The 19,935-nt window shown below is 71.9% G+C and carries 19 protein-coding genes; 10 read left to right on the forward strand and 9 right to left on the reverse strand.

Features of this window, described 5'->3' with window-relative positions; genetic code table 11:
* Positions 1 to 44 precede the first annotated feature (44 nt).
* On the reverse strand, positions 45 to 1,076 hold the full coding sequence (locus OU787_RS26785; protein WP_030458684.1) for a LacI family DNA-binding transcriptional regulator: 1,032 nt from the start codon (positions 1,074 to 1,076) through the stop codon (positions 45 to 47).
* Between the two features lie 155 nt (positions 1,077 to 1,231).
* Between OU787_RS26785 and OU787_RS26790 the strand changes: the two genes are divergently transcribed.
* The 5 genes from OU787_RS26790 to OU787_RS26810 all read left to right on the forward strand — a co-directional run bounded on the left by OU787_RS26790 (position 1,232) and on the right by OU787_RS26810 (position 7,390).
* Positions 1,232 to 2,521: an ABC transporter substrate-binding protein gene (locus OU787_RS26790; RefSeq protein ID WP_268660851.1), complete on the forward strand. Its 1,290-nt coding sequence runs from the start codon at positions 1,232 to 1,234 to the stop codon at positions 2,519 to 2,521.
* Positions 2,522 to 2,532: 11 nt separating this feature from the next.
* A complete protein-coding gene (locus tag OU787_RS26795; protein ID WP_030458682.1) occupies positions 2,533 to 3,468 on the forward strand; it encodes a carbohydrate ABC transporter permease in 936 nt (311 codons plus the stop codon).
* The gene (locus OU787_RS26800; RefSeq protein WP_268660852.1) at positions 3,468 to 4,286 is read left to right on the forward strand and encodes a carbohydrate ABC transporter permease; all 819 of its coding nucleotides are present in this window, start codon (positions 3,468 to 3,470) and stop codon (positions 4,284 to 4,286) included. The genes OU787_RS26795 and OU787_RS26800 overlap by 1 nt, the downstream gene beginning before the upstream one ends.
* An 8-nt stretch (positions 4,287 to 4,294) precedes the next feature.
* The gene (locus OU787_RS26805) at positions 4,295 to 6,679 is read left to right on the forward strand and encodes a glycoside hydrolase family 3 N-terminal domain-containing protein (protein WP_268661931.1); all 2,385 of its coding nucleotides are present in this window, start codon (positions 4,295 to 4,297) and stop codon (positions 6,677 to 6,679) included.
* Between the two features lie 135 nt (positions 6,680 to 6,814).
* On the forward strand, positions 6,815 to 7,390 hold the full coding sequence (locus OU787_RS26810; protein ID WP_268660853.1) for an NUDIX hydrolase: 576 nt from the start codon (positions 6,815 to 6,817) through the stop codon (positions 7,388 to 7,390).
* 67 nt (positions 7,391 to 7,457) lie between these two features.
* Here OU787_RS26810 and OU787_RS26815 read toward each other — a convergent pair whose 3' ends face one another.
* From OU787_RS26815 to OU787_RS26845, 7 genes are all read right to left on the reverse strand, one after another.
* A complete protein-coding gene (locus tag OU787_RS26815) occupies positions 7,458 to 8,612 on the reverse strand; it encodes an endo-1,4-beta-xylanase (RefSeq protein WP_268660854.1) in 1,155 nt (384 codons plus the stop codon).
* A 371-nt stretch (positions 8,613 to 8,983) separates the two neighbouring features.
* Positions 8,984 to 11,752 carry a bifunctional YncE family protein/alkaline phosphatase family protein gene (locus OU787_RS26820; protein ID WP_268660855.1) on the reverse strand — a complete coding sequence of 923 codons (2,769 nt, stop codon included), beginning with the start codon at positions 11,750 to 11,752 and terminating at the stop codon, positions 8,984 to 8,986.
* Between the two features lie 4 nt (positions 11,753 to 11,756).
* Complete coding sequence (locus tag OU787_RS26825; protein ID WP_268660856.1) at positions 11,757 to 13,166, reverse strand: ABC transporter permease; 1,410 nt, start codon at positions 13,164 to 13,166, stop codon at positions 11,757 to 11,759.
* Positions 13,163 to 14,116, reverse strand: a complete 954-nt coding sequence (locus OU787_RS26830; protein ID WP_268660857.1) for an ABC transporter ATP-binding protein — start codon at positions 14,114 to 14,116, stop codon at positions 13,163 to 13,165. The genes OU787_RS26825 and OU787_RS26830 overlap by 4 nt, the downstream gene beginning before the upstream one ends.
* Before the next feature lie 137 nt (positions 14,117 to 14,253).
* Positions 14,254 to 14,454 carry a hypothetical protein gene (locus tag OU787_RS26835; protein WP_268660858.1) on the reverse strand — a complete coding sequence of 67 codons (201 nt, stop codon included), beginning with the start codon at positions 14,452 to 14,454 and terminating at the stop codon, positions 14,254 to 14,256.
* Positions 14,455 to 14,525: 71 nt separating this feature from the next.
* Entirely contained in the window at positions 14,526 to 14,816 is a 291-nt protein-coding gene (locus tag OU787_RS26840; protein ID WP_268660859.1) for a hypothetical protein, read from the reverse strand.
* On the reverse strand, positions 14,813 to 15,259 hold the full coding sequence (locus OU787_RS26845; RefSeq protein WP_268660860.1) for a hypothetical protein: 447 nt from the start codon (positions 15,257 to 15,259) through the stop codon (positions 14,813 to 14,815). The genes OU787_RS26840 and OU787_RS26845 overlap by 4 nt, the downstream gene beginning before the upstream one ends.
* Positions 15,260 to 15,424: 165 nt before the next feature.
* On the opposite strand from OU787_RS26845, the gene OU787_RS26850 reads away from it, so the two are divergent.
* The 4 genes from OU787_RS26850 to OU787_RS26865 are packed head-to-tail and all read left to right on the forward strand — an operon-like array spanning position 15,425 to position 17,305.
* The gene (locus tag OU787_RS26850) at positions 15,425 to 16,468 is read left to right on the forward strand and encodes a Scr1 family TA system antitoxin-like transcriptional regulator (protein WP_268660861.1); all 1,044 of its coding nucleotides are present in this window, start codon (positions 15,425 to 15,427) and stop codon (positions 16,466 to 16,468) included.
* Between the two features lie 39 nt (positions 16,469 to 16,507).
* The gene (locus OU787_RS26855; protein WP_268660862.1) at positions 16,508 to 16,747 is read left to right on the forward strand and encodes a DUF397 domain-containing protein; all 240 of its coding nucleotides are present in this window, start codon (positions 16,508 to 16,510) and stop codon (positions 16,745 to 16,747) included.
* 40 nt (positions 16,748 to 16,787) lie between these two features.
* Entirely contained in the window at positions 16,788 to 17,027 is a 240-nt protein-coding gene (locus OU787_RS26860; protein ID WP_268660863.1) for a DUF397 domain-containing protein, read from the forward strand.
* A 38-nt stretch (positions 17,028 to 17,065) separates the two neighbouring features.
* Positions 17,066 to 17,305 (forward strand): DUF397 domain-containing protein, encoded by a 240-nt coding sequence (locus OU787_RS26865; RefSeq protein WP_268660864.1) that lies wholly within the window; start codon positions 17,066 to 17,068, stop codon positions 17,303 to 17,305.
* A gap of 370 nt (positions 17,306 to 17,675) precedes the next feature.
* Here the strand turns inward: OU787_RS26865 and OU787_RS26870 are convergent, their stop codons facing one another.
* The gene (locus OU787_RS26870; protein WP_030458669.1) at positions 17,676 to 18,314 is read right to left on the reverse strand and encodes a TetR/AcrR family transcriptional regulator; all 639 of its coding nucleotides are present in this window, start codon (positions 18,312 to 18,314) and stop codon (positions 17,676 to 17,678) included.
* A 114-nt stretch (positions 18,315 to 18,428) separates the two neighbouring features.
* Here OU787_RS26870 and OU787_RS26875 point away from each other — a divergent pair, with 114 nt between their 5' ends.
* Complete coding sequence (locus OU787_RS26875) at positions 18,429 to 19,925, forward strand: amidase (RefSeq protein WP_268660865.1); 1,497 nt, start codon at positions 18,429 to 18,431, stop codon at positions 19,923 to 19,925.
* Positions 19,926 to 19,935: the final 10 nt, after the last annotated feature.

The raw sequence follows: 19,935 nt of genomic DNA on the forward strand, positions 1-19,935 counted from the left end.
CAGGACGCCGAGGCCCGTCCCGCCCAGGCTCAGGACGCCCCGGCTCAGGACGCCGCGGGCCCGGGCGCCACCGTGCTGGAGCGCACCACCAGGGTGGTGGAGAGTTCGAGGCGGGTGGGGGCGGCGGTGGCCTCGCCGCTGCGCAGGGCGAGGATCAGCCGGGTGGCCTGCTCGGCCATCTCGCGCAGCGGCTGGCGGATGGTGGTCAGCGCGGGGCTGGTCCACTGGGCGATGTCCAGGTCGTCGTAGCCGACCACGGAGAGGTCCTCGGGCACCCGCAGGCCGCAGACCCGGGCGGCCTCCATCACGCCGAGGGCCTGCAGGTCGCTGCCGGCGAAGATCGCGGTGGGCCGGTCGGGCAGCTCCAACAGCTGCTTGGCGCGGGCGAGTCCGCCCTCGGCGTGGAAGTCGCCGAAGGCGATCAGCGCGGGGTCGATGTCGAGGCCGGCCATCGACATGGCCGAGCGGTAGCCGTCGAGCCGGGCCAGCGAGCAGAGGGTGTCCTCGGGGCCGGTGACGATGGCGATCCGGCGGTGGCCGAGCTCGATCAGGTGCCGGGTGGCGGCGAGGCCGCCGGCCCAGTTGGCGGAGCCGACCGAGGGGATGTCCGGGTCGGGGTTGCCGGCCGGGTCGATGATGACGAACGGTATGGAGCGGGCCCGGAGTTGGCGCTTGAGCTCGGGCGGGAGGCTGGAGAAGACCAGCACCACGCCGAGCGGCCGGCGGCGCAGCACCGCGTCGATCCAGCCGGGTCCGGGGGCGTGCCGGGAGCCGCTGTGGGCGACCACCACGGCGGCGCCGTGCTCGTTGGCCACGGTCTCGACGCCGCGCAGGAGTTCCATCGCCCAGAGGCTGTCGAGCTCGTGGAAGACGATCTCGATCAGCGGCGCCTCGCCGCCGTTGCGGGCGGCGCGCTGGTAGTCGTGCTCGCGCAGGACCCGCTCGACCCGGCCGCGGGTGGACGCCGAGACGTCGGTACGTCCGTTGAGAACCTTCGAAACCGTCGAAACGGAGACCTCGGCCTCTCTCGCGACGTCCGCGAGGGTGACTCGTCCCAGTTCATCGCCCTTTTCCATGGACGCAGCATAGGGCACGGGCGGTGCGGGTCCAGCCCCGGATCACGCTTCAGTAACCCTCGGTACGAGGGGTTGACCCGCAACATGCTCGCAACTTAGCGTCCGGGCCAGGCAGTTATTTCGGGACTTGGCTCGAAACTTTAGGAGACTCTCCGATGAAGAGACGCGCTTTCGCGGTGGCCCTCGGCCTTTCCCTGGCGACGGTGGGCGTGACGGCCTGCAGCAGCGGTTCCACCGCCGCGGGCGGCTCCAACACCATCCACGTGCTGGTCTACGGCGACGCCAGCAACAAGGTCGAGAAGCAGATCGTCGAGACCTTCAACAAGACCTCGAAGGTCAAGGTCGTGCTGGACACCATCCCCGGCGCCGACTACCAGTCCAAGCTGAACACCGTCATCAACACCCCGCAGGCCCCGGACATCTTCTTCAACTGGGGCGGCGGCAGCATCCAGCCCTACGTCAAGGCGGACCTGCTGCTCCCGCTGGACGACATGATCGCCTCGGACCCGGGCCTGAAGAGCAACTTCCTCCCCTCGGTGTTCAACACCGCGGTGATCGACGGCAAGTCGTACGGCATCCCGATGCGCGGCACCCAGCCGGTGCTGCTGTTCAACAACAAGAAGGTGCTGGCCGACGCAGGCCTGAGCGTCCCGAAGACCTGGGACGAGCTGCTCAACGCCGTGACCGTCCTCAAGGGCAAGGGCGTCACCCCGTTCGCGCTCGGCGGCGGCGACCAGTGGCCGACCCTGATGTGGTACGAGTACGTCTTCGACCGGGTGGCCGGCCCCGACCTGTTCCAGAAGGCGCTGTCCGGCGACAAGACCGCCTGGGAGAGCCCGGAGTCGAAGAAGGCGCTGGGCATGCTCAAGCAGCTGGTCGACGCGGGCGCGTTCGGCTCCAACTTCGACTCGGTGAAGTTCACCGACGGCGGCTCCCCGGCGCTGCTGGCCAAGGGCAAGGCCGCGTTCGAGCTGATGGGCTCCTGGGCGTACGCCACCCAGCAGGACGCCAACCCGGACTTCGCCAAGAACGACCTCGGCTACAGCAACTTCCCGGCCGTGGCCGGCGGCAAGGGCGACCCGGCGGACGTGGTCGGCAACACCAACAACTTCTACTCGGTGCTGAAGAAGACCAAGCACCCCAAGGAAGCCGCCGAGTTCCTCAAGCTCATGTACTCCGACGAGTTCGTGAAGGCCCAGCTGGCCATCGGCAACCTGCCGACCACCACCAACACCGAGCAGTTCCTCGACACCTCGGCCAGCCCCGAGTACTCGAAGTACCAGTACAACCTGGTCAAGGCCGCCCCGTCGTTCCAGCTCTCCTGGGACCAGGCGTACCCGCCGGCCGCCACCACGCCCATCCACACCGCCGTGCAGCAGTTCTTCAACGGCAAGCTCGACGTGGACGGCTTCATCAAGGCCATGCAGGCCTTGCCCGCCTCCTGAGACGAAACTCCATGAGTACTTCCTCCCTCGGGTCCGGGTCCGGCCGCAGCGCGCGCGCCGGACGCCGGGCCGGTGTCGGGGTGACCCGCCCGGGCCTGGTCTGGGCGGTTCCCGCGACCGTCTTCTTCCTGCTGTTCGCGCTCCTGCCGCTGGTGCTGGTCGCGGTGCTGTCCTTCACCAGCTGGGACGGCGTGGGCGCCCCCACCTTCAACGGCCTGGACAACTGGACCAAGCTGCTGCACGACCCGGTGATGACCCAGAGCATCTGGCTCACCCTGGTGCTCACCGTGGCCGGCGTCGTGGTGCAGACCCCGGTCAGCATCCTGCTGGGCGTGTGGGCGGCCGGGCACCAGCGCAACCGGGCCGTGCTGTCCGCGGTCTTCTTCATCCCGCTGCTGCTGTCCGCCACCGCGATCTCGGTGGTCTGGCGGGCCATCCTCGACCCCAACTTCGGCGTCCCCTCGCAGATGCAGTGGCTGTTCGGGGACGGCAACCTGATGGGCTCGCAGAGCGGCGCCATCGCCGTGCTGACCTTCGTCGGCATGTGGCAGTGGACGCCGATGCACGCCCTGCTCTACCAGGGCGGCGCCCGGGCGATCCCGCAGGTGCTCTACCAGGCCGCGTCCATCGACGGCGCCGGCAAGGTCCGGCAGTTCCTGCACATCACCCTGCCGCAGCTGCGCAACACCATGATCACCTCGGTGATCCTGATGCTGGTCGGCGGCCTCACCACCTTCGACACCGTGCTGATCCTGACCCAGGGCGGCCCGGGCACCGACACCACCAACAGCGCCTTCTACATGTACCAGCAGGCCTTCAAGAGCTTCGACTTCGGCTCCGGCTCGGCCATCGCGCTGGTCCTCGTGGTGGTCGCCACCCTGATCTCGCTCGCCGTCGTCCGGCTCTCCGGCTACGACAAGATGCGCGGCACGACGGAGGGACTGTGATGCGCAGGCGTCCCAACTACCTCGCCGGGCTCGGCTCGCTGGTCTGGCTGGTCGTCGTCGGCTTCCCGCTGTACGTCCTGCTGATCTCGACGTTCCGCACCCGCTCCAGCTACTCCTCCGAGGGCCCGCTCAGCTTCCCCGAGCACCTGACCCTCAAGAACTACGTCGACGACTTCTCCAACGGCTTCGGCCAGGACTTCCTCAACACCGTGATCGTCACGGTGAGCGTGGTCGCCATCGTGCTGATCGTCGTGCCCCCGCTGGCCTACGCGATCGTCCGGGCCCAGGGCAGGACCATCAGCACGGTCTTCCGGATCTTCCTGCTGGGCCTGGCGATCCCCGCCCAGGCCGTGATCGTGCCGATGTTCTACGTGATCAGCAAGGCCGGACTGTACGACCACCTGATCGGCATCATCCTGCCCACCGCGGCGTTCTGCCTGCCGGTGTGCACGCTGGTGCTGACCGGTGCGATGCGCGACATCAGCAACGAGCTGTACGAGGCCATGGCGATGGACGGTGCCACCCCCTGGCGGGTGTTCTGGCAGATGGTCGTGCCGCTGTCCAAGGGCGGCCTGTCCTCCATCGTGGTCTTCTCGGCGCTCCAGGCGTGGAACGGCTTCCTGTTCCCGCTGATCCTCACCCAGTCGGAGAGCACCAAGGTCATCACCCTCGGCCTGTACAACTTCCAGACCGAGCACGGCGTCGACGTGCCCGGCCTGCTCAGCGCCGTCGTGCTGTCGATGCTCCCGATCTTCATCGTCTACCTGTTCGCCCGTCGCGCCTTGGTCCAGGGCCTCATGGGCGTCGGAGGAAAGTGACCGCCGAAATGACCGCCGAACTGGCCGCCGAGACGAACCCGGCCGCACCCACCGCCCCCTCCGCCTCCCGCTGGCGCGACCGCACGCTGACCCCGGCGGAGCGCGCGGACGCCCTGATCGCCGAGATGACGCTCCCCGAGAAGCTCGGCCAGCTGGTCGGCCTCTGGGTCGGCGCCTCCGACGAGGGCGGCGACGTCGCCCCGCACCAGCACGACATGGAGGAGCCGCCCGACCTCGACGACCTGCTCCCGAACGGCCTGGGCCAGCTGACCCGCCCGTTCGGCACCGTCCCGGTCGACCCGGCGCTCGGCGCGCTCTCGCTGGCCCGCAGCCAGCAGCGGATCGCCGCCGCCAACCGGTTCGGCATCCCCGCCCTCGCCCACGAGGAGTGCCTGGCCGGCTTCGCCGCCTGGGGCGCCACCGCCTACCCGGTGCCGCTGTCCTGGGGCGCCACCTTCGACCCCGACCTGGTCCGCGAGATGGCCGCCGCGATCGGCCGCGACATGCGCTCGGTCGGCGTCCACCAGGGCCTGGCGCCCGTCCTGGACGTGGTCCGCGACGCCCGCTGGGGCCGGGTCGAGGAGACCATCGGCGAGGACCCGTACCTGGTCGGCACGGTGGCCACCGCCTACGTGCAGGGCCTGGAGTCCGCGGGCATCGTCGCCACCCTCAAGCACTTCGCCGGGTACTCCGCCTCCCGCGCCGGACGCAACCTCGCCCCGGTCGGGATGGGCGCCCGCGAGCGCGCCGACGTCATCCTGCCGCCGTTCGAGATGGCCGTCCGCGAGGGCCGCCCGCGCTCGGTCATGCACGCCTACACCGACACCGACGGCGTCCCCTCGGCCGCCGACGGCGAACTGCTCACCGGGCTGCTGCGCGACACCTGGGGCTTCGACGGGACGGTGGTCGCCGACTACTTCGGCATCGCCTTCCTCAAGCTGCTGCACGGCGTCGCCGGGGACTGGGCGCAGGCCGCCGCCCTCGCCCTGGACAGCGGCGTCGACGTGGAACTGCCCACCGTCAAGACCTTCGGCGAACCGCTGCTGCGGGCCGTCCAGGACGGCACCGTCCCCGAGGCGCTGATCGACCGGGCGCTGCGCCGGGTGCTGACCCAGAAGGCCGAACTCGGCCTGCTCGACGAGGACTGGCAGGCCGTCCCCGCCGTGCTGGCCGGCCGGCCGCTGGACGACCCGCGGGCGCTGCGCGGCACCGTCGACCTGGACCGGCCGGAGAACCGGCAGCTGGCCCGGGAGATCGCCGAACGGGCCGTGGTGCTGCTCAGCAACGACGGCACCCTGCCGCTGCGCGCCCCGCGCCGGATCGCGCTGATCGGTCCCAACGCGGACACCCCGACCTCGGTGCTCGGCTGCTACGCCTTCCCCGTGCACGTCGGCAGCCAGCACCCGGACACCCCGGTCGGCATCGAACTGCCCACGCTGCGCCAGGCGTTGGCGGCCGAGTTCCCCGGCAGCGAGATCTGGACGGCGGCCGGGTCGGGCATCGACAGCACCGACACCTCCGGGTTCGCCGAGGCGCTCGAGACCGCCCGCCGGGCCGACGTGGTGATCGTGGCGCTCGGCGACCGGGCCGGCCTGTTCGGGCGCGGCACCAGCGGCGAGGGCTGCGACGTGGAGCTGCTCGAACTCCCCGGCGTGCAGCGGCAGTTGCTCGACGCGCTGCTGGACACCGGCAAGCCCGTCGTCCCGGTGCTGCTGGCCGGGCGTCCCTACGCGCTGGGCCGCGCCGTCACCGAGGCGGCCGCCCTGGTGCAGACCTTCTTCCCCGGCGAGGCCGGGACCGAGGCGGTCGCCGCCGTGCTCAGCGGCCGGGTCAACCCGTCCGGCCGGCTCCCCGTCAGCATCCCGGCCCGCCCGGGCGTGCAGCCCTCCACCTACCTGGCCGCCCGCCTCGCCGGGCCCAGCGAGGTCTCCAGCACCGACCCGACCCCGGCGTTCGGCTTCGGGCACGGCATCGGCTACACCTCCTTCGACTGGAGCGAGCTGGCCGTGGAGAACGAACTCGCCCCCACCGACGGCGCGTTCACCCTCTCCTTCACCCTGCGCAACACCGGCGACCGGGCCGGCAGCGAGACCGTCCAGCTCTACCTGCACGACCCGGTCGCCAGCGTCGTCCAGCCGGTGCAGCGCCTGATCGGCTACCGCCGGATCGCCCTGGACGCGGGCGAGCACACCCGCGTCGAGATCACCGTCCCCGCCGACCTCGCCTCCTTCACCGGCCGCGACGGCCGCCGGACCGTCGAACCCGGCGCCCTGGAACTGCGGATCGCCGCCTCCAGCACCGACCCCCGCCTCACCGCCACCGTCCACCTGGACGGTCCGACCCGCACCCTCGACCACACCCGCCACCTCCACGCGGCCTTCCGCACCGCCTGACCCCTCTCCACCCGCACCACCACCCCGGCCGCGTCCCTCCCCGAACTCCCCGGAGGGCCGCGGCCGGGCGCGCTCCAGCCGCGCGGACCGCGGCCACCGGCGACGAGGGACCGCCCGGCGCCGTACAGTCCGGGCATGACCGACACCACCGCCCCGTGGCACGCGACCGAACGCACCACCGTCTTCAGCAGGTTCGGCCGGTCCGTGGAACGCGTCGACTACGTGCTGCCCGACGGGCGGAGGGAGGAGTTCTACCTCAAGCGCGAGCGCCCGGCCGGTGCGGTGCTCGCCCTCACCCCCGACCGCCGCGTCGTCCTCGCCCGCCAGTACCGCCCGGGACCCGACCGCGTGCTCCACGAGCTGCCGGGCGGCTTCCTCGAACCCGGCGAGGAGGCGCTGGACGCCGTCGCCCGGGAACTGCTGGAGGAGACCGGCTACCGGGGCGAGGTCCGCGCGGCCGGACCGTACTGGCACGACGCCTACTCCGACGCCCGGCGCTTCGCCTTCTTCGCCACCGACTGCGTCAAGGTCGCCGAACCGGCCCCGGAACGCACCGAGTTCATCGAGGTCGTCACCCTTCCCCTGGAGGAGTTCCGCACCCGCGTGCTCCGCAGGGGCGGGCTGACCGACACCGCCGCGGCCTACCTCGCCCTGGACGCGCTGGACCTCCTGCGGCCGGGGGCCGGCGGCCCGGAGCCCGGCCCGGCGTGAAGGGGCCCGCCGGGCGCCCCGTGGGGGTGGGCGCTCCGGCGGGCCGGTCGGTGGGGGGGGGAGGGGGTTACTTGCCGTTGTGGCGGGCGTTGCCCGCGGCGAGGGCGAGGTCCTGCTGGAGGGCGTAGTAGGCGGGCTTCGGCTTCATGTCCACGTCGTAGAGCAGGCCGTAGCCGGTGCCGGCGAAGGTGCCGGGGATCCAGGAGTCGCCGTCGTAGACGCCCCAGGCGGTGAACGAGATGCACTGGCGGACCAGCTGGCAGCCCTTGAGCATCTCGGAGAACTCGAACGGCTGGGCGAAGGCGGCCAGTTGGCTGGTCGGGACCTGCTCGGTCGAGTTGTTGACGAAGGTGCGCACGTCGGCCTCGGTGACGGCGACCTTCAGGCCGAGGTCGCCGTAGGACTGGAGGTCGGCCTGGAAGCGCTGGGCGTCGAAGCCGTACTGGGTGTCGAGGTGGCCCTGCTCACCGATGCCGTTGACGGGCACGCCCTGGGCGACGAGCTTGGCGAAGAAGTCGTGGACGGCCTGGAACTTGGCGTTGGTGCCGTCCTGTCCGGCGATGTTGTAGTCGTTGTAGAACAGCAGGGCCTTGGGGTCGGCCTGGTGGGCCCAGCGGAAGACGTCGGCGATGACGCCCTCGCCCAGGTTCTTGATCCAGAAGTCGTCGCCATTCAGGCCGTTGGGCAGCGGGTTGGGGTCCCAGGAGTTGGCGAAGACCTCGTTGGCGACGTCCCACTGCCAGATCTTGCCGCGGTAGCGGGTGACCTCGTCGGTGACGTGCTTGCGCAGGATGTCGCGGAGTTCGGCGGTGCCGATGGTGCCGTCGGCGACGCCGGTGGTGAGCCAGGACGGCAGCTGGTTGTGCCACAGCAGGGTGTGGCCGCGGACGCTCTGGTCGTTCTGCTGGGCGAAGCGGACCAGGCGGTCGGCGGCGGCCCAGTCGTAGGTGCCCCGGGCGGGCTCCACGGACTCCCACTTCATGGCGTTCTCCGCGGTGACGACGGAGAACTGGTCGGCGACGATCTTGGTGTAGGCGGCGTCGCTGCCGAGGTGGGCGTCGTCGACGGCGGTGCCGATCCGCAGGTCCTGGCGCGCGCCCAGGGCCCGCAGCGAGTCGTCGGCCCGGCCCTTCTCCCCGCCGGCGGCCGCGACCGCGGACGGGACGAGCATGAGGACGGCGGCGGTGGCGGCGGCGGCCGCGAGCTGACGGCGTAGCTTCACAGCGAACTCCTTGGTGCGGGGGTGCTGGGGGTGGGGAAGGGACGTCAGATATTTCGAAAGTTTCGAAATCTCGATCGAACTTCCAAGAAGCTAGTGCCGGAAATCCGCCCCAGTCAATAAGGCTGCACGCAGCAGAAGTTGGACGAATCGTCAGGTTTGCCGTCGCCCCGGGCCGGATGGGCTGGGAAAACGCCGGAGCGTCCGGACGGCAGGAGTTTCCGATCGAATATCGGTACTTTTCATTGACGGAGCGCGCGGCCGCCGCCTACTCTCTGCACGGCGAGGCCCGCCCGAACGGAACTGCCCGCCGCACCTGGGACGGTGCGGCGGGCAGTTCCACCGGAGCGGGGACGGGGCTGGGCGGGGACGGGTCAGCCGTCGAGCTCCGCGGAGGGCAGGTAGGCGCCCGGGACGTCCGCCGGGGCGAGGACCGCCCGCTCGCCCGGGTACGGGGTGGCCCAGTCGTGGGCCTCGTACCAGGTGAGGTGGTTCATCTGGGCCGGGTTGGCCCGGTCCGGCGCCGCGTCGGTGCCGGTCAGCCGCTGCTGCTTCTTCCACTCCGACCACTTCGCGGCCACCTCCGCGGCGGCCGCCGGGACGGCCCCGGTCGGCGCGGCGGCGGCGGTCGCGGCCTGCGGGGCCGGGACGTCCAGACCGCAGGACGGCGCGGTGGCCAGGCCGTTGGTCAGCGAGGTCCGGTTGGGCAGCGCGGTGAACGGCGTGTAGTCGGGGGTGCGGGTGAACGCGCCGGTCATCGGGGTGGCCGCGGTGTCCTTCTGGTTCATCGGCTTGACCCCGAGGATCTGCTCGATGGTGCGGACCAGGTTGATCTGCGAGTAGTAGCGGCTGTCCACCGCCCCGTGCTGCGCGTAGGGGCTGATGATCTGGATCGGCGCCCGGTGGCCGTCGACGTGGTCCAGGCCGGCCTGCGAGTCGTCCTCGACGACGAAGATCGCCGAGTCCTTCCAGTACGGGCTGTGGGTGATCTCGTCGACGATCTGCCCGACCGCCAGGTCGTTGTCCGCGACCTGGGCGGCGGCGTTGGCCGGACCGCCGGTGTGGTCGCTGGAGAGCCACAGCATGTTCAGGTTCGCCGGGCCGTTCCGCTCGAAGTCCTGCTTCCAGATCTGCGCCCGGTAGACGTCCGGGACGCTGGTGTCGAACTTCGGGAAGGCCGGCACCGACACCTTGTTCAGCGACGGGATCGGCGAGGAGGAGACCAGCTGGTAGGCCGAACCGGCGCCGGTGGCCTGCATGTTCTTCGTGTCGCAGTACAGGTTCTGCCAGCTCGCGCCGGCCGGCTTGGCCAGGAACTGGTGGAACTCGCCGAAGTCCCGCACGCTGCGCCCGGCCGCCTGGACGCCGCTCCACAGGGTGCCGCTGGCCTGGTGGCCCAGCGAGTCGTCCTCGGTGTCGTAGCTGCGCAGGTACTCGCCGGCCGAGGACTCGGTGTACTCCGGATTGTCGGCCTGCATCAGCCAGTTGTGGCCCTCGGCGGAGTTGGTGCCGATGTCGTACGTGTTGTCGTAGAGCCCGAACTGCTCGGCCAGCGCGTGCTGGTTGGGCGTCACGTTCGCGCCGAACTGGGCCAGCGAGGCGTCGCCGTTGCCCTGCGGCAGGTCGCCGTAGACCTGGTCGTACGTCCGGTTCTCCTTGACCAGCAGGAAGACGTGCTTGATGGTCGACGGGTCGCCGATCTTCTCCGGGACGGGCACCGCCTTGGCCTTCTTGCCGGTGGCGGCCTCGGCGGCGTTGCGGGTCCAGTTGTTCTGCGCGAAGACCTTGGCGGTCTGCTTGCGGATCTCCTTGTCGCTGGGCAGCGTGAAGCGCACCACGCTGGAGGTGGTGTCGTGGGTGGCGTGGCCGGCCGCCGCGGTGGGGCGGCGGGCGTCGATGCCGCGGGTGTTGGCGACCAGGACGTCCTTGCCGGAGGAGGAGATCCCGGAGGGGAAGTAGTCGGTCGGCAGCAGGCCGACGTAGCTCGCCGGCTCCTGCGGGCCCGCGTACCGGTACACCGCGACCGCGTTGGCCCGGCCCAGCGTCACCAGCAGGTGGCCGTCGTCGGTGAGGGTCACCGCGTTGGGCTCGTAGCCGATCGACGCCTCCGACCACGGCCGGGTGGCGATGGTCTGGACGACCTTGTCGTTGCGGGTGTCGATCACCGAGACGCTGTTGGTCGCGGTGTTGGTGACGAACACCGCGCCGTTCTTGGCGTACACCGCGGTCGGGTGCAGGCCGACGTCGACACTGGCCGGCGCCGCCGACGGGTCTGCCAGGTCGATCACGCTGACCGTGCCGGTGGTGGTGGCGCCGGTGTCCGGGTCGGCCGGGACCTGGGTGCCGTAGGAGTTGATGGTGCTCTCGCCGGGCTTGGCCGGGCGGCCGCCCTCGTTGCTGACGTACAGCTTGCCGCCGGCCTGGGCGATGCCGCGCGGCGCGATGCCCACCGCCCAGCTCTGCTTGACGGTGGCGCTCGCGGTGTCGATCGCCACCACCCGGTTCTGGCCGTTGACCGCCGCGTACGCGGTCGAGCCGTCCGCGGAGAACACCAGCCCGGCCACCAGGGCCTGCTGCGAACCGGACTTGGCGATCTTCACGACCACCGGGTTGGCGACGCTGCCGTCCGGGTTCACGTCGAACCGGGTGTAGCCGTCGGGCTGCCCCAGCCACAGCTGCTTCCCGTCCGGCGAGTACGTCGGGCCCTCCTGGCCCACGCTGTTGCTGCCGATCCGCGGCACCGAGGTGGCCGCGCTGCCGACCAGCTGCTGCACCTTCCAGTTCCGCACGTCCACGATCGCCAGCGCCGCGCCGCCGTCGGCGACTGCGGCCGCCAGGTGGCTGCCGTCCGGGCTCACCGTGGACGACATGATCTTGCCGTTGTCGATGACCAGCCGCTCGCCGTACGGGTCGACGTACTGGTTGTCGGAGACCAGCCGGCCCCGCTCGTAGACCTGGCCGACCCGGTTCTCGCCGAACGGGCTGCCCTGGGCGAAGCCGACCCCGGAGCCGGCCGCCAGCACCACCGCGGTGGCGGTGGCGGTCAGCAGGGTCCGGCGGCGGCTGCGCCCCCGGAGCGGACGGTGGCCGGGGAGCCCGGCCGGCTGCTGCTCGGCGCCGACGCGGCGACGTGTGACCTGCATGCTGCTATCCCTTCGATGATGCCGGAAGCAGCTCGACGTTCCCGTCGAACTGCCAGAGCGGGTTCGGTGCGTCGCCGGTGGCGGTGCGCACCAGGAAGTAGCCGTTCACCTCTTTCGGCCCGTCGCCGTCGGCGACGAACCGCCCGTCGGGGGCGACGTCCAGCTGATAGACCGCGGTGCCGGTGGCCGCCACGTCCGGCAGGTGCCAGGTGACGGTGCAGCGCCAGTCGTTGCCCGGCCCCTCCGGCTCGACCAGGGTGCTGCCCTTGTCGCAGGACGCGCCGACCGCCAACTGCTCCTCGGTGACGTCCGGACGGTTCAACTCGGCGCTCTGCAGCCGGTACAGGTGCCCGAACGCGGTGGCCACCGCGCGCTGCACCTTGTCCTGGTCGACGCCCGAGCCCGCGCCCCCGGTCAGCGGCGCCAGCACCCCGACGGTGGCCGCCAGCAGCCCGGCCAGCGGCAGCGCCCCCAGCAGCAGCGCCCGCCGGCCCGACCCGTCGTGCCCCGGACCGGTGAAGTCCCGCCGCAGGAACAGCAGCCGGGCCAGCGCCGTGGCCGCCACCGCCCACACCAGCGACACCGCCACCCCGATCAGCAGCGGACCCGCCTGCACCGGGCCGGTGAACAGCCCGTTCCAGGACAGGAACGCGTAGCCCGGCAGCGCCATCCGCACCGCGACCGGCAGCGGCATCATCTGCGCCAACTGCACCGCCAGCGCCACCACCGCGGGCAGCAGCAGCCCCATCGGGGAGCGCCCCAGCGCGACCGACCCCAGCAGGCCGATCCCGGCCAGCGCCAGCGTCGGCGCCAGCGCGCACAACCAGGCCAGCAGCACCCGCAGCGCGGCGTCACCGGGCGCCAGCAGGTGCCCGTCCAGGCCCACCAGCGGGTGGTCGCCGATCGCCAGCACCCCGCCGACCGCGCCCGACACCGCCAGCCCCGCCACCAGCAGCACCAGCACCGTCAGGCTGGCCAGCGCCTTCGCGGCGAAGATCCGCCGCGGCGAGCGGACCGCCACCAGCAGGTGCCGCCAGGTGCCCAGTCGGTCCTCGGCGGCGAACACGTCACCGGCCACCACCGCGGTCAGCAGCGGCAGCGCCCAGCTCCCCGCGAACCCCAGCACCACCAGCGGCCCGGCCCACCCGGTGGCGTGCATCCAGCGGCCGAACAGGGTGTCGGTGGGCAGCGTGCTCTGCTGCCCCACCGCGGCCACGAACAGCCCCGGCGCCAGCCAGCAGGCCAGCACCAGCAGCCGGATCCGCCACTGCGCGACCAGCTTCACCAGCTCGAAGCGGTAGGCGCGGGCCACCGGCACCGGGCGGACGGCGGACGGCGCGGGCACGGCGGGCGGCGCGACCCCGGTGTCTGCGGTGGTCGCGGCTCCGGTGGCCGGGGGAGTGGTCGCGGTCATCGGCCCGCCTCCTGCTGCTGGTCGGTGAGGGCGAGGAAGGCGGCCTCCAACGGCGAGACCACGGGCGCCAGTTCGCGCACCGCGACGCCCTCCCGGACCAGCCGCGCCACCAGCGCGTCCAGGGCGTCCAGCGGGGCGCGCAGCACCAGCCGGCCGTCGTCCGGCCGGAGCCGGGCCGCCGGCCCGTCGCCGAGCGTCCGGACGCCGTCGGTGCCGGCCGCGATCCGGCGGGCCGCGGCCGGGTCGGAGGTGAGCAGCCGGTAGTCGAGTTCGCGGTTCGCGGCGGCCAGTTCGCCCAGCGGGCCGGAGAAGACCACCCGGCCGGTGGCCAGCACGGTGACCTCGGAGCAGAGCGCCTCCAGGTCGTCCATCCGGTGGCTGGAGAGCACCACGGCGGTGCCGTCGTCCGCCAGTCGCTCCAGCACGCCGTGCACGTGCCGCTTGCCCGCCGGGTCCAGCCCGTTGGAGGGCTCGTCCAGGATCAGCAGCCGGGGCCGGGCGAGCAGCGCGGCGGCCAGCCCGAGGCGCTGGCGCATGCCCAGCGAGAAGCCGGCCGCCCGGTCGTCGGCGACGTCGGTCAGCCCGACCTGGTCGAGCACCTCGTCGATGCCCGCGCCCCGCCGGTCCCGGCCGCGCAGCGCGGCCAGCGCGGCCAGGTTCTGCCGGGCCGTCAGGGCCGGGTACAGACCGGGCCCGTCGACGAACCCGGCCACCCCCTCGGGGGCGGCCTGGGCCCGGCCGACCGGCGTGCGCAGGATCTCCAGGCTGCCGCCGTCGGCCGCCGCCAGCCCCAGCAGCAGCCCCAGCAGCGTCGTCTTGCCCGCCCCGTTGGGCCCCACCAGGCCGTGGATCCGGCCCTGCGCGACCTCCAGGTCGACCCCGTCCAGCGCGATGACGTCACCGAACCGCTTGGTGACGCCCCGGGCCCGGACCGCGAGGAGTGTGTCCATGAGTCCCTTCCTCCGTAACCGAAGGAGACCTTAGGGACTTGACCCCACGCGGTCAGGGACTGCTTCCTGAACGTTCGCCGAACGGAGTACGATGATCGGCCACACAACTGACGGACCGTCGCCCTGCCCGGGCGGCATCAGGGCGCGGCAGCGGCCGGGGACACGCCGGTGGGGACGGCCGGGGACATGCCGGTGGGGGCGGTGCCATCCAGGGTGGCGGTCACCGCGAGGCCCTCGACGTCGCGCAGCAGGGGCTCGAAGCGGTCCGGGGGCAGCAGCCGGACGTCCGCGCTGAAGGAGAGCAGCACGCCCGCCGGCTCGTCCGCGACGTCCTGCACGATCGTCCCCGGTCCCTTGCGGTCAGCCTGGCGGGTGAACACCCTTATGGGGACGGAAAGTTGATGGGCGCTCAGGTATTTTCGGGTTCGGGTTTAGGTGCGGGGTGGTGGACTTCGCTCCAGACGATCTCGCGGGCGACGCCGTTGTTGCGGAAGGCGGGGGAGTAGCTGTGTCCCCAGCGGTCGCCGAGGGCGAGTGCGGCCAGGACGGCCGGGGGGTCGTCGGGTCCGTCGGGCCGGATGATGGAGAGTTCGATCCGGAAGCCGTCGGCGATGGTGGTCAGCCGGGCCTCCCCGCCGCCGCCGGCCCGGGAGAGCTGCTCGGCGATCTCCCAAGTCCGTTGCCGTAAAGCGTCGTTCACGAGGCGGCGCCCAGATCCGCGCAGGTGGCATGGCGCACCGCGCCCCGGCCCACCGACCAGGGCGCGCCCCCGTCCGCCGGTACCAGCACCAGGGCGCCCAGCCCGTCGACGTGGGAGAACCCGCCCAGCCGCCCGGTCCCCGTGTCGACCAGCAACTCCCCCTGCCCGTACGCCCGGACGGCCCCGGCGATCTCAGCGAACTCCCCGCCCCGCACGGCCCGCACGTAGGGCGCGCCCGCCCACACCAGGGTCGCCAACTCGCTCGCCACCTCCGGAGCGACCCCGCCCAACTGCACCAGGTGCGCGCCGGTGACGCTCCGCTCCACCCCCAGCGAGGGCAGCCTGAGGCCCGCCGAGCCGAGGGCGTCCCGGAGGCCGTCGCGCACCTTGTGCGCGAAAGCCCGGTCCTGCCGCTCCAGCCGGTCGAGCAGGGAGTTTCCCATGACGGTTACCGCCTGTCTCTGTGTTCTCCTCGGTGCGTCACCAGCATCGGCAGAAAGCGGTACCGTGAACAGGCGGAGAGGCGTGACACTGGCGAGCTGTCATGATCGAACTGGGGAGCGGGGTTGGCGCGTCGCACGGGGGAAGCAACCGGAAGCCCGACGGACATGACCCCGGCCGCGTTCGGCTGGCTGCTGGGGGAACTGCGCGAGAAGGCCGGCCTCAAGAAGGCCGGGCTGGCCCGCGAGGTGCACTGCGACCCCTCGCTCATCAGCCGCTTCGAGTCGGGCGAACGGGTGCCGGCCGTGGAGATGGTCCGTCGCATCGACCAACTCGTCGGCGCGGAAGGGCTGTTGACCAACGCCTACGAACGGGTGGGCTGGTACCGGGAGGTGGCGCACCCCGAGTGGTTCCAGGTGTTCGCCGAGCGGGAGGCGCAGGCGGAGGAAGTGCGGAGGTACTCGGTCAGCCTCATCCCAGGCCCGTGCCAGGAACCCGGTTACGCGGCAGCGATCTTCAAGTGGCGGCAGATCAATCCCACTCCCGCCCGGATCGAGGCGGCGGTCGCAGCCCGAATCAGTCGCCAGGCCCGCTTCCTGGCCGACGGTGGGCCGTTGCTCTCGGTCGTTCTCGACGAAGCGGTGATCCGGCGCGTAGTGGGCGGGCCGCAGGCGATGCACCGTCAGCTCGACCACCTGTTGGCCTTGATGCGGCGGCCGAACATCGTGATCCAGGTCGCTCCGCTGGAACTCGGCGAACGCGCGCCCGCCGGTACCTCGTTCACCCTGCTGACCATGCCGGACGGCCGCCAGCACCTCTACTCCGAGAGCCTGACATCCGGTCACTTCACCACCGATCCGGAAGAGATCAGGTACTACTCCCGCGCCTATGATTGGCTTCGCGGCCACGTGCTCTCCGTTCCGGATTCGGCCGCGCTGATCCGCCGAGTCATGAAAGGACTGGTCAACCCCATGTCCACGCAGCACTTCAACACCGAACTGCTCCGGCCGATCGCGTGGTTCAAGTCCAGCTCGTACAGCGACGGCAACGGCGGAGACTGCGTCCAGCCGGCCCTGAACCTGGCGGGTTCGCACGGTGTCGTGCTGGTGCGGGACAGCAAGGACTCGCAGGGCCCTGTCCTGGCGGTTTCGCCCGACGCGTGGAGCGCGTTCGCGGCGGCAGCCGGGCGCGGGGAGTTCGGCGGCATCTGAGGAAGTTTGCAACCGAGTCGGGAAGGACTGGTCAATTCCATGTTTGTGCAGCACTTCAACATCGAACTGCTCCGGCCGCTTGCGTGGTTCAAGTCCAGCTCGTACAGCGACGGCAACGGCGGGAACTGCGTCCAGCCGGCCCTGAACCTGGCGGGTTCGCACGGTGTCGTGCTGGTGCGGGACAGCAAGGACTCGCAGGGCCCTGTCCTGGCGGTTTCGCCCGCCGCCTGGGGCGCGTTTACGGTGGCGGCCGGGCGCGGGGAGTTCGGCGGTATCTGAGGAAGTTTGCAACCGAGTTGGGAGAGGACTGGTCAATTCCATGTCTGTGCAGCGTTCCAACGCCGATGTGCTTCGGCCGATCGCGTGGTTCAAGTCCAGCTCGTACAGCGACGGCAACGGCGGAGACTGCGTTCAGCCGGCCCTGAACCTGGCCGGTTCGCACGGCGTCGTGCTGGTGCGGGACAGCAAGGACCCGCAGGGTCCCGTCCTGGCGGTCTCGCCCGCCGCCTGGAGCGCGTTCGCGGCGGCAGCCGGGCGCGGGGAGTTCGGCGCAATCTGAGAGGGCCGCACCCGATTCGGGAAAGGACTGGTCAACCCATGTCTGTGCACCACTTCAACACCCAACTGCTTCGGCGGCTTGCGTGGTTCAAGTCCAGCTCGTACAGCGACAGCAACGGCGGGAACTGCGTCCAGCCCGCTCTGAACCTGGTCGGTTCGCATGGTGTCGTGCTGGTGCGGGACAGCAAGGACCCGCAGGGTCCCGTCCTGGCGGTTTCGCCCGCCGCGTGGAGTGCGTTCGCGGCGGCGGCAGGGCGCGGGGAGTTCGGTGGCATCTGAGCGGGTGCGGTAGGGGCGGAGCGCGTTCCCTGCGCGCAGGTGCGGTATCGCGGCGCTGCTGGAGCGCGCCGACCCCGTCGCGGCGGACCTGTGCACGGGCCGGGCCCTGGCCGGACAGGGTGTTCTTGTGCAGTGCCGCGCAAGCGCCGTGGTGGTCGTGGTGGTCGGTGGCCGTCTGCGGGTCGGAGCGGATCCGGTCCGCGAATCCGGCTGCGGTGAGCCGGAGCCCGGCGGCCTTGAGGCCGGTGGTGGTCGGGTGGCGGCGGGCGGTGTGGCGGAGTTCTTCCGCGCTGTGTCCGTGGCAGCTCCCCGGCCCTGGTGATTCGGTGCAGTGGGCGCGGTACGCGCGGGGCGACGGGTGCCCTGGGTGTCAGGCGGTCTTTCGGGGGCGGGTGGTGGTGCCGAGGCGTTCCCAGAGGCCGGTCAGGTGCGTGTGCAGGACTTCCTCGGCTTCCGCTGCGGTCAAGTGGCCGATGAGTACGTGGGTGGTGAGGCCGTCGGCGAGGGCGAGCAGGGTGCGGGCCTCGCGCCGGGGGTCGGGTGGGGTGGGGCGTTCGTCGGCCGAGCCGCTGTCGGCGGCCTCGGTGATGAGGCGGGTAAGGAGGTCCTGGAGGGCCGTGTAGCCGGTTCTCAAGGGGTCGGCGAGTGACTCGCTGACGGCGGCCTGGGCGATGAACGCGAGCCAGATCCGTGCTTCGGCGCGGTGTTCTTCGCGGAGCAGGGCGATCTCGTCGGCCGCGTGGCCCAGAGCGGTGGCGGCCGACTGGGCCGGGCTCGCGGTCAGGCGGGTCCTCACGCGTTCGGTGATGCGTTCGCCGACGTGGTCGACGGCGAAGAGGAGCATCTCCTCCTTGTTGCGGAAGCAGCGCTGGACGGCGCCCAGTGAGACCTGCGCGCGGGCGGCGACGTCGCGCATGCTCACTCCCTGCGGCCCGTGTTCGTCGGCGAGGAGGCAGACGGCCTCGGCGATCCGGCGGCGCCGGCTTTCGTAGTCCACCTGCTTGGGCATGCTCGGGCAGCCTCCTTATTCCGATACGATCGTATCAGTTCCGGGTTAGGGTGTCGGCCACGAGCACTTCGGCACGGGGACGGGACGGGGACGGGGACGGGGATGGGAGACGCGATGATCAGGCAGGACGCCCTGTGGGCGATGACGGCCGCCGCTCAGGCGGAGGCGGTCCGAGGCGGGGAGATATCGGCGGTCGAGCTGGTCGACAGCCACCTGGACCGCATTGCCGAGGTCAACCCGCAGATCAACGCGGTCACGCAGGTGACGGCCGAGCGAGCCCGCGAGGCCGCGGCACGCGTGGACCGGCGGCGAGCGGTGGGCGAAGAGCTCGGGCCGCTGGCCGGCGTGCCGTTCACGGTGAAGGAGACCACCGCGGTCGAAGGGGTGCCGACCACGTTCGGAACGCCGCGCTTCCGCGACCTGGTGGCTCCGGCCGACGCCCTCCCGGTGGCCCGGCTCCGCGCGGCGGGAGCCGTACCGATCGGCCACAGCAACATGCCCACCCTGGTCCTGGCCGGGATGCACACCCGCAGCGAGCTGTTCGGCGACACCGTCAACCCGTGGGACCGGAGCCGGACCCCGGGCGGCAGCAGCGGCGGTGACGGAGCGGCCGTCGCCACCGGCATGGCCGCGCTCGGACTCGGCAACGATTCCGGCGGGTCCGTCCGGATCCCGGCCTCGTTCTGCGGCGTGACGGGGCTGAAGCCGACCACCGGGCGGTTCCCCGCCGACCACCGCGTCCTCGGCCCCGACGACCCGGGGCCGGCCTCGCAGATGCTGGTCACCGACGGGCCCCTGGCCCGTACGGTCGCCGACCTGCGGCTGGCGTACGAGGCGCTCGCCGGGACCGACCCGCGCGACCCGCGGGCCGTACCCGTGCCCCTCTACGGGGAACCGCTGCCGGGGCCGGTCAAGGTCGCGGTCGTCGCCGACCCCGGAGGCCACGGCGTCCACCCCGTAGTCCGCGCGGCCGTCGCGGCGGCGGCGGACGCGTTGCGCGACGCCGGGTACGACGTACGGGAGGTCGCGGACGTCCCGCGGCTGGACGAGGCGCTCGACGCGTACGGCCGGATCACCGTGACCGAATTCGCGCCGACCTGGCCGGTGGTGCGGAAACTGCTCGGCGAAGGCGGGGACCGCTTCATCCGGATGGCCATGGAGAAGACTCCGCCCGCGGACGCCGCCGAACTCACGAAACTGATGGGGACCTGGCTCGGCATCCGCCGCTCGTGGGCGGAGTTCCTCGACGCGTACCCGCTGCTGCTCGGCCCGGTGTTCACCGAGCCGCCCGTCGAGCCGGGACTGGAGTCGCGCGACGAAGCGGGGCGGGAACGGGTCGCCACGGGCATGCGCCTGTGCACGGTGACCAGCTTCGTGGGCGTACCCGCGGTCGCCGTACCGACCGGAACCGGCGACGGACTGCCGTCCGGCGTGCAGGTCGTCGGGCGCGCGTTCCGGGAAGACCTGTGCCTGGCCGCCGCCCAGGAGATCGAGGACCGCCTCGGCGTGCTCACGCCGATCAGTCCCCGCCCCGGATCCCCGGCTCGCCCCGGATCCCCGGCTCGCCCCGGATCCCCGGCACGCCCCGGATCCCCGGCCGCCGCGCGGTAGGCGGAGCCAC

The organism is Kitasatospora sp. YST-16 (assembly GCF_026802215.1).
GTDB lineage: Bacteria > Actinomycetota > Actinomycetes > Streptomycetales > Streptomycetaceae > Kitasatospora > Kitasatospora cineracea.